The organism is Sodalis-like endosymbiont of Proechinophthirus fluctus (genome assembly GCF_001602625.1).
In the GTDB taxonomy this organism is placed as follows: domain Bacteria; phylum Pseudomonadota; class Gammaproteobacteria; order Enterobacterales; family Enterobacteriaceae.
The window spans coordinates 1,180-13,684 of sequence record NZ_LECR01000071.1 but is presented as its reverse complement, the minus strand read 5'-3'; the positions used below and the strand labels follow the sequence as shown (position 1 = coordinate 13,684).

The 12,505-nt window shown below is 48.8% G+C and carries 8 protein-coding genes and 3 pseudogenes; 4 read left to right on the top strand and 7 right to left on the bottom strand.

The window, feature by feature from the left end:
• The 3 genes and pseudogenes from BG74_RS20785 to rplU form a co-directional block, all read right to left on the bottom strand.
• Positions 1-592: pseudogene (locus BG74_RS20785) on the bottom strand (EamA family transporter); the annotation flags it as partial.
• A gap of 261 nt (positions 593-853) precedes the next feature.
• On the bottom strand, positions 854-1,111 hold the full coding sequence (gene rpmA / locus BG74_RS06920) for a 50S ribosomal protein L27 (protein WP_066597482.1): 258 nt from the start codon (positions 1,109-1,111) through the stop codon (positions 854-856).
• Positions 1,112-1,133: 22 nt separating this feature from the next.
• On the bottom strand, positions 1,134-1,445 hold the full coding sequence (rplU, locus tag BG74_RS06915) for a 50S ribosomal protein L21 (RefSeq protein WP_066597478.1): 312 nt from the start codon (positions 1,443-1,445) through the stop codon (positions 1,134-1,136).
• A gap of 263 nt (positions 1,446-1,708) precedes the next feature.
• On the opposite strand from rplU, the gene ispB reads away from it, so the two are divergent.
• Positions 1,709-2,680: an octaprenyl diphosphate synthase gene (gene ispB, locus BG74_RS06910; RefSeq protein WP_066597476.1), complete on the top strand. Its 972-nt coding sequence runs from the start codon at positions 1,709-1,711 to the stop codon at positions 2,678-2,680.
• Between the two features lie 870 nt (positions 2,681-3,550).
• Here the strand turns inward: ispB and BG74_RS06905 are convergent.
• On the bottom strand, positions 3,551-3,934 hold the full coding sequence (locus BG74_RS06905; RefSeq protein ID WP_439895702.1) for a DNA-binding protein: 384 nt from the start codon (positions 3,932-3,934) through the stop codon (positions 3,551-3,553).
• Between the two features lie 1,197 nt (positions 3,935-5,131).
• Entirely contained in the window at positions 5,132-5,359 is a 228-nt protein-coding gene (locus tag BG74_RS17600) for a lactate/malate family dehydrogenase (RefSeq protein WP_073961126.1), read from the bottom strand.
• A 437-nt stretch (positions 5,360-5,796) separates the two neighbouring features.
• Between BG74_RS17600 and argR the strand changes: the two genes are divergently transcribed.
• Positions 5,797-6,267: a transcriptional regulator ArgR gene (gene argR, locus BG74_RS06895; protein WP_066597475.1), complete on the top strand. Its 471-nt coding sequence runs from the start codon at positions 5,797-5,799 to the stop codon at positions 6,265-6,267.
• Between the two features lie 1,414 nt (positions 6,268-7,681).
• On the opposite strand, the pseudogene mpl reads toward argR, so the two are convergent.
• Positions 7,682-9,052: pseudogene (gene mpl / locus BG74_RS13820) on the bottom strand (UDP-N-acetylmuramate:L-alanyl-gamma-D-glutamyl-meso-diaminopimelate ligase); the annotation flags it as partial.
• A gap of 187 nt (positions 9,053-9,239) precedes the next feature.
• Between mpl and fbp the strand changes: the two are divergent.
• Both fbp and ppa read left to right on the top strand, forming a co-directional pair.
• Positions 9,240-10,230: pseudogene (fbp, locus tag BG74_RS06885) on the top strand (class 1 fructose-bisphosphatase).
• A 152-nt stretch (positions 10,231-10,382) separates the two neighbouring features.
• On the top strand, positions 10,383-10,913 hold the full coding sequence (gene ppa / locus BG74_RS06880; protein WP_066597474.1) for an inorganic diphosphatase: 531 nt from the start codon (positions 10,383-10,385) through the stop codon (positions 10,911-10,913).
• 437 nt (positions 10,914-11,350) lie between these two features.
• On the opposite strand, the gene BG74_RS06875 is transcribed toward ppa, so the two are convergent.
• Positions 11,351-12,505: translocation/assembly module TamB domain-containing protein (locus tag BG74_RS06875; protein WP_187202756.1), on the bottom strand; the 1,155-nt coding region annotated here is incomplete at its 5' end.

Below are 12,505 nucleotides of genomic sequence, written 5' to 3'. Positions count from 1 at the left end.
AAGGTAATAAGGTAATAAGGTAATAAGGTAATAATGATAGCACTCACTTGCGCCGCCTATCAGTGCGTCATATTCCACCAGCGTATTCAGGCCGCATAACAACAGACAAACCAGCTGACCGCCGGGTTATTGCAGAAGCGTCAGCGGATTTTCCATAGCACTATTGTATATAAAATATACAGAAATAATAGAACCTGTTGCGACGCCATACGCCGCAGCAAGACTTTTTACGCCACGCCATAGCTCACCCATACCATCACTGCGCAACAGCTAAAATCATCTCAGGGTATTAGTGGTCAGGCGGATAAACTTCACGCAGGCTGATGTTGAAAAAAATCAGCAGACCGCCTATTAACATGATGGCACTAATCAGCTGTGTGATGCTCATGTTCAGCTGTGTAATTCTCATGTGTTCTTTCAAAACGACGACGCTCGCCAGCATCATATGCCCACTGGCGACATCCGGCGGATAACCTAAGGCGGTTGGATTCAAATATTGCAGCGACTTACTGAAAAAGAAAAAGCAGCCTAAAAGCTCTCGGTCGCTTACCGAGAGCAATAGCAGCGCCAATAACGGCAGCCCAGCCCTGCTACGTACCGGCCATTAAAATGGTGCTAAGCTACGGTGTAGAGCTCTACAGTGGCTAGAACCCAACTCACCCTGCTTCATAGCGCTAGGGAACGAGAGCCCCAGCGCATGGCGGTGACTTAAGGCGAACGCAATGCCGAAGTCCGCCTGCTGTCCAGTCCGCTGCGTATTTTTCATGATAAACGGTGAGCGTAAAACAGCGGAAAAAAATCTCTGTGATTAGGCACGGAGCCCCCCTCACTCGACAATCATAGAACGGAAAATTTATTCAGCAACGATGCTAGCAAACTTACGGTTCTTCGAGCCCTTCACTTCAAACATGACTTTACCCGTCGTCAAAGCGAACAGCGTATGATCCTTGCCGCAGCCTACGTTGGCCCCTGCGTGGAACTTCGTTCCACGCTGCCGGACAATGATGCTGCCGGCATTTACCGCTTCGCCACTGAAGCGCTTAACGCCCATGCGTTTACTTTCTGAGTCTCGACCATTACGTGTGGAGCCGCCAGCCTTTTTGTGTGCCACGAATCTGCCCTCCTTCTTCCTATTAAGCGATAATACCGGTTATTTTAACGTCAGTGAACCATTGACGGTGGCACTGATGCTTGCAAAAGTGCTTACGGCGACGAAATTTCACAACCATCACTTTATCGCCGCGACCGTGAGCCATAACTTCCGCTGTGATCTTGCCGCCGCTTACGAAAGGACCGCCAATCTGGATGTCGTCGCCGTTAGCAATCATCACAATCCGATCAAACTCAACAGTTTCACCAGTTGCGATGTCCAGCTTTTCAAGGCGAACGGTCTGACCTTCGCTCACCCGGTGTTGTTTACCACCACTCTGGAAAACCGCGTACATAAGAAACTCCGCTTTCCGCTTTCCGCACACTCAATATGTAATTGTCTAGAGCATGCTATAAATATTCAGGATAGAGCGCTGATTGTACGAAAGAATCTTACTAAAGACAAGTGCAGAATACATACAGAAAGCGAAAAAGGTGCAGTTTCTTCATCGCCATTTATCTCTTACGTTTTTCAAGTACAATCAGTAGCACTCTTTCCGCCATCCGGTCCAGTGTACGGCATTACACTGACGGTGTACCTAAAAACCGATAGAAAATAATGAATCTTGAACAAATTACTGAACTAACCGCGCAGGATATGGCGGAGGTTAACACGGCAATTCGCGAGCAGTTAAACTCAGAAGTCGCCCTGATAAATCAGCTCGGCCGCTACATCATCAGCGGCGGCGGCAAACGCATCCGGCCCATGATTGCTGTGCTGGCGGCGCGCGTGCTGCACTATCAAGGCAAGCAGCATGTCACCGTCGCCGCTCTGACTGAATTCATCCATACCGCCACGTTGCTGCACGACGACGTGGTGGACGAATCGGACATGCGCCGCGGCAAAGCGACGGCCAACGTGGCCTTTGGCAATGCCGCTAGCGTGTTGGTCGGCGATTTCATCTATACCCGCGCTTTTCAAATGATGACCGCGCTGGAATCCCTGCGGGTGCTTAAGTTGATGTCTGAGGCGGTTAACATTATCGCTGAAGGGGAAGTGCTGCAACTAATGAACTGCAACGATCCGGATATCACCATCGATAGTTATATGCGGGTTATCTATAGCAAAACCGCGCGGTTGTTCGAGGCGGCGTCGCAGTCCTCCGCCATCCTGGCCGGCGCCGATACCTACCAGGAAGCAGCGCTGCGCGATTACGGCCGTTATCTGGGTACAGCCTTTCAGCTCATCGACGATCTGCTGGATTATGGCGCAGACGGGAAAACGCTGGGTAAGAATACTGGTGATGATCTAAACGAAGGTAAGCCGACGCTTCCGTTGCTGCACGCTATGCACAACGGCACGCCGGAACAGGCGACACTAATTCGCCAGGCGATCGAGCAAGGCAATGGACGCCATCTGCTGGAGACGGTTCTGGAAACCATGCGACAATGCGATTCCCTAGGGTATACCCTCCGGTGCGCGGAAAAGGAAGCGGACAAAGCTATCTCCTGTTTGAACTGCCTGTCGCCCTCCCCTTACCGCGATGCGCTAGAGGGTCTGGCCTATGTAGCAGTGCAGCGCGGCGCTTGATCGCTTAATCGTAATATAATATAAAAGGAATATATTTGGAATATTTATGTCTTTGTAAGGAAATTAGCGACATAAGGCGGTCGTGGTGCCTACCGTCACTCTTTGTGTATTCCCAAGCCGTGTACGATAAACGCGGCGATGCCTTCGCGCATGATAAAAATAATCACCCTCTCCCGCTCTCCCACGATCAGATGCCGGTAGATGGTTATCTAGGTCGCTAGGGCCACGGACACCCTCTCGCTGGCGACCACTCGACATCATCACTATCCCGTATTTCCCAGTACATCAGCGCTTCTTACACCACCTACGGCAAGCTATGGCAAGCTATGGCAAGCTATGGAATGTATACTCCATTCCCCGTTACTGCACCCCTCTTCTACGCCTCCGGTTCCATTTTTTCACGCCTGGCAAGATTAAAGAGCCCCTTGACGGGTACTTATAGGCTGTCCGGCAATAGACAGCGGTTCCTACGTGCTAAACTAGGCTTGTTTCATAAGATTTTCACTTCGAATTCGACTTATATAACAAATTATATATAGTTTTATATGAATTAGTTAGTTATACTATTAATCAGCGTTTGTCTTAAAGCGTAAGGAATAAAATATGAGAGAAAGGAATACATACTGGCACCATACTGATATCATTGCAGTGCTCCGTAAATACGGAACCTCCCTGGCGTGCGGCGGAGTTTCCGTCCCTGGCACAAAGGCGAATAGCTCATTGCCGATGTGCTGGAGATCCATCCTTCAGCAATATAGCCCAGTCGCTATGTTGACTTGGAAACCAATCAATGACTCGATAGGAAAAGCCTGATAAGCTAGCACTAACCCTCAGTGCCGGGGAGGGTTATACCTTCCCAGGCGCATTATTTTATTCCGGCCTGATGTCGTTAACCGGTTCTTCGGAATAGTCCAGACGCTTTAACAGGTTCAACACACCCTCACGTACTATAAAGGAGACAATAAAATCGCGTTCTGCATCGGAAAGTTGCCGATGAATTTCGTTCCAGGTTGCCGATGCCTCCTGTGGGGAGAGTTGGTGCTCTGCCGGGGTAGTCCTTAATGAAAGCGTCTTTTTCACCATGTCCGGCAAACTGTGCCAGGCATACTCTACCGCTTTGCCGCGCGCGCCCTCGCGCCGCCTTTTTTGCCAGCCCTCCTCTCTAGCTCGCCGATTCAGTCCCTGTCGTGTTTTGGGTAGTCCACCTACCCCAATCAATTCATGCGTTGCAATCCATTCTTTTTTTATTTCCATCTTTAATCCCCTCCTTGTCATGGTGATAGCCTGGCGCTATCGCCATCGCACGGCCTAGGCAGGTACTGTGGAATTTACGGCACCTTTGATTCCCGTTCCGCTATTACGACAACATTTAATGTATAACATTACAAACTTGTCGTAACGCTAATTACAACACAAAAAAAGCGCATTGGATCAAAGGTGGCATTAAAAAATGAGATCAATACCAGCTATTAGAATAAAAAACACAAAATTAATATATATTATATATATTAATAAATAAGTTTTAAGTGAAAATGAATAACCAATAAAAAAGCGGAAAGAAAATGGCGTAACCGCTAAGTTTTAGACACAGAAATCAAATCAGAAATAGTATTTAGCATAAGGAAAAGTTTTATTGTTTCCCCGCGTCGGCGATGAACTGTCTAGCACAAATTTAATCCCTCACTGACACTCTAAGAGAAATCGAGACAATCACTACGTGGCGTAAGAGGCATCCCTTTTCGCCGGCAATGCAGCCACTACACTCACCGGGGCGCGCAGGGCCCTATCGGACTCCTCGGCGCGGCAATGCCCCAACCGGGACAATATGCCCGATAAAACATTGCCGGCTTCGCCGGCAAATAACAGACTGCACTCGGCGGCAATGGATAATGAAGATCTAAACCGATGTAAGGATCGCAGCGCCTTATCCTCACGACGGTGATGGGCTACTACTGCTGCGAGAACTATTCGCCGAGCGCATACCTTATAGCACCTGCTATTCAAAGTCGCTGAGGATACCCAACGGCCGACACGCACTAGTGTCCTGAAGCCCCACAGCAGTAGCGGTTAGAAAAAAGCAGAAAAAACCAACTCGCTTTCGACATAGGCACATTCGATTATCTCCTTCTGCCCCTGTAGCGCCAGCGATAATATAAAGCGGGTAGCGGCTATTACCCATGATATAAGAGTGGTAGATCCGGTGCTGGCTTTGGCCTTCGGTGCAGATGTTGCGAATACGTTGCGTAGGAGATTCACTTCTTAATCAATGAAAGTGATGCTGCCTGACGCCTGCGATAGCAAAGGTAGAATGGTAACGCCAGAGTGGCCGCCTACCACCGGCGCCTCTATTTTATTTGATCCGGGCGCAGGCCCTTCATGGCCGCTGAGTAACTGCTGGCGCGGATGATGTTAATGGTGATGATACCAAAAAGCTTTCACGACTGATAGACCCTAGCCTGCGCCAGCATGTCGGCGGCTATGGCAACCCAGGGTATTCACCGAATTAGTGACGATACCGATCAGCGCCTGAGGCGCACATACCGCCACCTGGCCGACCAAATGCCGCACAATGCCGGCATTAATATTAAACAAGATCCGCGCGATCCATACCCGTGCTTGCTGGGGAACGCCGGCCACGATCAGCATTATATCACAGCGCTCAGTAACAATGGAGCACATCTGAACCGCAAAAACTACACACCTTCTACCGGCGAGGGAATGTGGTTAAGATCCATACAATCCCCGTTGTTACCGGAGTGATGTCATACAACGAGAGTTTCCCATTCTAGGGTAAACAATTGTAAGCAGAAGCATCTCTAGCGCCTAGCTGATACTGCCTGCTGAGCTTAGCAGTGCTACTATTGTTGTAATATCCTTATATCCCTAGGAAAATAGCATCTATTACTCTACTGAAAAGTATAAAAGGTATCACCTAATAAAGACAATTGATTAACACTAGGATTGCGACAGTGTGTGTAGAAGCAGGCCATTGACAAGGTGGGTTGCAAGTTATGGGCTTTTCATCCACCATGGACAGTGAAAGCTGTCACCGACTGCAATCCAATTTAATTATGCATAATAATCCATTACATAATCGGTTTAATCTGCGGTAAAACATGCGAAATCAATCGAAACAAGAAGAACTGGTCAAGGCATTCAAGGCGCTGCTGAAAGAGGAAAAATTCAGCTCTCAGGGCGAGATTGTGCTTGCGCTGCAGGAGGCAGGCTTTGAGAACATTAATCAATCCAAGGTCTCGCGTATGCTGACTAAATTCGGCGCTGTGCGCACCCGCAACGCCAAGATGGAAACGGTGTATTGCCTGCAGGCGGAGCTTGGCGTTCCCACCACTAGCAGCCCGTTGAAAAATCTAGTGCTGAATGTGGATCATAATGATGCACTGGTGGTCATCCATACGAGCCCTGGTGCAGCACAACTTATTGCCCGGATGCTGGACTCGCTGGGAAAATCAGAAGGAATCCTCGGCACTATCGCCGGCGATGATACGATCTTTACCACGCCTGCGTTTGGCTTCTCAGTTAAACGACTGTATGAATTTATTCTGGTCTACTTTAACCAAGAGCTCTAATTCCACCGCGGCTCGCGTTCTCTGTAGAGAAGACCGACTGCGCAAGGATGTGCTATGCCAGCAGCGTTGTCAGAGCTTGTCGCCGCCAACCCGCTAGAGCTAAGCTTACAGGTCGGGAGACTCGATACGGTATAAAACCTAACGTGCCCCAGGGGATAAAGGATCTCAATTCGACGTTTAACACTCCCTTCGCCAGTGCCCATCCCCAGCGGTCACTTTGATGTCTAGAAGCTACCGCGCCCTATCGTCGCGAGATTCACGCGGATGCGCGACACGCATCCGCGTGCGACTCCTGCGAACGTACAACCGACCCCGGCACACTATCCTAGCGAATATGGCCCCTCTATATAGACGCACCGTTCCAGCGAACGTGTAATCTATAACGTCGTGCTGTCCTTCCTGAGGAGGATATGAAACGTGTTAGCACATTATCCCAAATGCGTAACGCGCATCCCCATACTTTATGGTGGATGAGCAGAGCCCTCACGCCCTATCATCCCGCCATTATTCACAGTGCTAAATGCGGTAAGAAAAACTGCATTTTATTAAAATTACTTTACTCTTTTTATTTTTTCACCTTAGTAAATAGCATGATACCTGCTCACATATCAGAAATAATGGATATTATATATAATATAGTGAGAAATACTATCTCAGACCGTACTTTTAGCCACATCAACTTATGTATATTATTTTATATAAAATTAACAAAATACGCTCATGTTTAATAACATTTTATCATAAAATATATAATTTTAAGATTAAAGTTTAATTAAAAATAGTTATTAAACTAATAGTAATTATTAATTACTAGTATATGCTTAGCTTCGTAATAAGCATCATAATCCGAGTTAGGTAAAGCGTTATATGAGGAATAAGGCGATGAAAACCAAAACGGCGTTACCTTTAACGACAGTGTATTCCGCATTGTCCTTCAACACATTCGCCGCGGATTCTATCTTACTACAGCAGGCTCAAGATTTGCAGCCTATGAGCAGCGTTAGGGTTAGAAGGTATCGACAGTGCGCTAAGCGACATCCATCAGTCGCTGAATCAGGAGGCCGACGCGAGAGGGCGCCGCGCGACCGCGTAACCGAATCCTATGAACACAGCAACTAGCACGCTACCACCCCAGCTATACAAGTAAGTCAGTTTTCCAGAACTGGGACAGTTGCTCGCGACAGCGCCTGGCAGATCAGTGCTACCGATCGGGCATACTTTTTGGCAACAATATGCAGTGTGTCATGTTATGACACACTCTCTGTAACCTATATCAACCACATCAACCCACATAATTTCTCGGCGACCCTCAGTTAATTCTGTGTCCGGAATTAACCCATCGCAATTTGATGATTCCCTCATCGTCTAGAAGACGACTCCCCTCGATCGCAGGTTTTTTCCCGCCCTGGCGAGCGGCTCTTTGCATCAACTGATCCAGTAGCTTGGCATTATGGATACCGACAAAACTGCCGTTGCTTATCACCAGGATGAAATCTCCCAGCTGAGCGGTTTTTACGATCATCTTCACTAGCGTATCAACATCGGCGCTGCAGTACGCAGATTGCACGCAGAGGCCTATGACACTTCGCTCACCTGCCAGGAAATATGCTACGGCTGACAAAGAAACTCCTCTTCAGCGCGCCCGAGTGATGGTGCCAACTCATTTTTGGATAGCCCCATTTCATAGTGTTGGAACGAGATTCCAGTACCGCCAGAATCCGCGCTGTGCCGCCTATTTTGCTGCACAATGCTGCAAGCGTCGCCAGGATCGCGGTGAGATGATGGGCAAAATCATCGTAAACCATCGCCGCCGTTAGCGGTACCTTTAAGCTCCAGCCACCGGCGGGCATTAATAAAGCAGTCCAGCGCCCGGCAGTACTCCGACATGGCGAACAGCGTGCAATAGCTATCAGGGCGTTATTCATATTATGCTCGCTCACTGGTTGCCAACTGCTGCGCCAACAGGCTCATCGTGAAAATACGCCTCGAAACCACTAGCGTCCGGGGTGGTTTTTTTCGCGCGCCATGTTACCCTCCTTAGCCGGCGTATTCCGTTTCGCTCTAGCATCCTATTGCAAAGGTGTGTTTAAGATTAATGTCATTATCTGGGAAAAATAATTTTTCCTTTGCCGTGTGCACCAGCATCATTAGATGAGGGAACTGCTCTTGGATCGCTTTGAGATCATCGAAAATATCGGCTTGGTCGAATTCCAAGTTATTCAGAACAAGGGTGTGTGGACAGTAACGGACGAACTTGGACTATTTATCGAAAAAGGAGCAATCGTATTCATTTGCCTCTACCAACCATGAAGAACAGGCCGTAGCCAAGCCGGGCGGAGATAGTAAAATTGCCCAGTATGCCGCCAATCAAGAAGCCCGTTTGATAGCTAGACTCCTCCAAGATCCAAGTGACCATACCTGCTGTGGTGGTCTTGCCGTGGGTGCTGGCAACGGCGATCACCCAGCGCGGCGTCGGCACGTGATCGTGCAGTCAATACGGGCTGTACATATAGGAGATGCCTCTCTCCAATACCGTTTCCATGCAGGGATTACCCCGCGACATGGCGTTGGCGATAATGACCTAATTCGGCGCGGGATAAAACTGCGTTGGATTGTAACCTTAAATCAGACCAACTCCCTGCTCCTACAGCAGCGTACTCATCGGCAGATAAACATTATCATCCGATATGGTGACCTCAAGCACCAGAGAATAAGCCAGCATCGCCAGAATTTCCATCATAAAGGTGCCGCAGATACCAAAAATAAATGCACATAATTTTTCCATTTTTAGCCGCGTATTGCCGCCTATTCTATTATTCTAGCGCCCAGGCCCGATTGATAGAAATAGTATTTGATGATGTACTGGTAATCTGTTTAGGCTAAACTGGATGGATAGAAACTGGTATCGGTAAAAAATTATACCGCTTTTCACCCGTAGCTTTACGGTCCTTTTAAAGTTCAGGAAATGTGTCATGAAAACGTTAGGCGAGTTTATTGTTGAGATTGAGAAGCAGCATGATTTTCCGCATGTTACCGGCGAGTTGACCGTGTTACTTTCGGCGAGCTAAAATCATTCACCGTGACATCAACAAAGCAGGATTGGTGGGTATCCTTTGGCACCAGCGGAACTGAAAACGTGCAGGGCGAAGTCCACACATGATATTGGATTTTTTCGCGAACGAAAAACTGAAAGCCCATAGATAGGTCGCGGGCATTGCCTCTGAGGGAGAGATGAAGTTGTCGTCTTTGAAGGGGTGGAAAGTGGCGAGTGTGTGGTGTTGATGAATCCCTTGGACGGTTCATCCAATATCGATGTCAATGTCTCGATTGGCACTATTTTCTCTATCTATCAGCGCATCAAGCCGGTCGGTACGCTAGTGACCAAAGAAGACTTCCTTGCCCAGCAATAAACAACTCACTGCCCGCTACGCGATCTACGGTTCAATACTGGCGTACACTACTGGCTGTGGCGTACACGACTTTATCCACTATCCGTCGCTGGGGTATTTTGACTGTCTCATGAAAACGTGGACTTTCCCACGACCAGGCAGATATATTACATCAATGATGGCAACTAAATTAAGATAAAGTTCTCCCCAACTGGGTGAAAAAATACATCAAATATTGCCATGAAATGGACAAAGCCACCCAACACCCCTCCCTACACCTCGCGCTACATCGATTCGCTGGTTTCCGATTTTCATCGGAATTTACTCAAAGGCGGCATTTATCCCTATCCAAGCACCTCGACCCATCTCAATGATAATCTGCGATTATCCTATGAGTACAACCCGATAGCGTTTCTGGCCGAGCATGTTGGTGGCACAAGGCCAGCAGCGGTAAAATCGAATACTGGATATTGAGCCACGCTAGCTGTACTAGTATTCCGCGTTTTTTATCGGGACAGAGTCTATTTTAATGACGTTGAACGATTTTATCCGCAATTACCCAGACAACGTCTGAATACTCTACGTCCGCGCCATATGCCAGGCGCGGCTTCCGCGTTAGTCGACGCAACAGCGTGATCCTATCCGCGGGCACCCTGCGTACCGCGGGGAAAATCGGTTATACTAGCTAGCTGTCTCGCCACTACTAGAAAGTTTAAGGAAAACGATATGAGTTTAAATCAAGTACCGGCAGGCAAAGATCTCCCGGAAGATATTTATGTGGTCATTGAAATTCCGGCTAATGCTTCCCCCATTAAATACGAAGTAGACAAGGAAAGCGGCGCCCTGTTTGTCGATCGTTTCATGTCCACCGTGATGTTCTATCCCTGTAACTACGGCTATATCAACCACACCCTTTCCTTGGATGGCGATCCGGTGGATGTCCTAGTGCCGACGCCGTATCCACTGCAGCCTGGGGCCGTGGTGCGCTGCCGTCCGATCAGCATGTTAAAAATGACTGATGAGTCCGGCGAAGATGCCAAACTGGTAGCGGTGCCATACACCAAGCTGTCCAAAGAATATGACCACATTAAAGACGTAGATGATCTGCCGCAGCTTCTGCGGGCGCAAATCACTCATTTCTTCGAGCATTACAAAGATCTCGAAGCTGGCAAATGGGTGAAGATCGACGGTTGGGATAACGCCGAAGCGGCCAAAGCCGAAATTCTCTCCTCTTTTGCGCGCGCCAAGAAGAAATGATTTCGCCAAAAAAAACCGCTCACCGAGCGGTTTTTTGGTCATTAATCCGCCTTGTCGGAAGGGGCCGCTCTCATGCCGGCGTACGGCGTACCCAACCCCTTCCTGGCAGCAACGTAAGATCGGTAACTGGTCTCTAATAAAGATAAATCCAGGAGCTACCGTATGGCATACCGATCAGGATCCGCATGTATTCGCCGCTTTGGTGCATAGCAAACACCCAATTCCGTCAGGGTGGTGGAATCAATGCGGTACACCCCGCCATAGACCGCGCCATTACCCAACTCGACTGCCGGATACCAACTCGACTGCCGGATAATAGAAGAGATCGTAAAGCGCGTATCCTGGAACAGTGTAATCTACTAGCCATTGGGCACTGGTAATCCGGTAACTATTTCTCTGTTTACGTTGCATAATAACGTAAACAATAATTTGCATTATTAAAAATCAAACCGATAGAGCAAGTCTAGCGCCTGGTTTAGACCAGACACGGCTTCCAGATAAAATTTTGGCATTAAACGATAACGCAGCGTTAACGTTACTAGTGAGTCAAAAATACCAACACCGTATTTAACCTGCAGACCTGGCGCGATATAACCGCTGACCACGACCTGGGAACTGTCGCCAACCCCCTGCGTGTCCAGCGCTAACTCGCGGACACCAAATACTTGTCCGATTTTACCCACAACTTGCCCGCTTTGCGCAACCCCCATCCCAATTAACATGGAGGTCATCATATTACTGTCAGCGCCAGAGGCATCCAGACCCTGTCCGCGCAATAAATAAGACAGCGCCTCCTGTTGCGATTTAACCGGATTGGAAAAAACTTCCACTTTCGGTTGGTCGGCCAACCCTATGACGCGTACCCCCGCCGTGACGTCATCCTCGGTGGAGTCCAGATTGCGTATAGCTTCGATGTTTAGGTAAGGCTGATCAGCCGGGCCGGAAAACAGCAACTGCCCTTTGTTGATGATCAAATCCTGTCCATAGGCCTGGAAGCGGCCGGAGGGAATATCGATTTGCCCGTTCAACCCCAGCCCCTGCTTATCCTGCACCACTTTCAAATCTCCCTTTAGCCTGGCTTTTAGGCCGAAAGCGTCAAGTCGCACGTCATCTCCGACATGAACCAGCAGGTTTGAGATAATGGAGATAGCGGCGCCGCTGTCGCTATCGGCTACCGGCAGCAGATTATCGTCTAACAGCACTTCATCACTAGAGACGCCGACCGTGCTCTGCGGCATATTTTTCACTTCAATGTGCGCCCAGGGAATATCGACCTTGCCACTGAGGGCGAATAGCGTCGGCGTGGCCTCAAACACAATATCCGGCGACATATCCAGTCGTACCATGGGGGGCACAGTGATACGCACCCGATTGCCCTGCACATTTATATGCGCGCGCCAGGCCATCATTCGGCCCCAGTCGGCGTCGCCATTGAGGTTTACCTGGCCGTGGGTGGTACTGATAAGCCCCTGTAGAGTGGAGCGGGTCCCGGTGAAAGAGAGCGCCAAGCTACTGTCGGTCATGGCAAAGGGCATGAAATTACCTTTGATAACCAGACGTTCCACCCCCAGTTGACCGTACAGCTGTGGCTG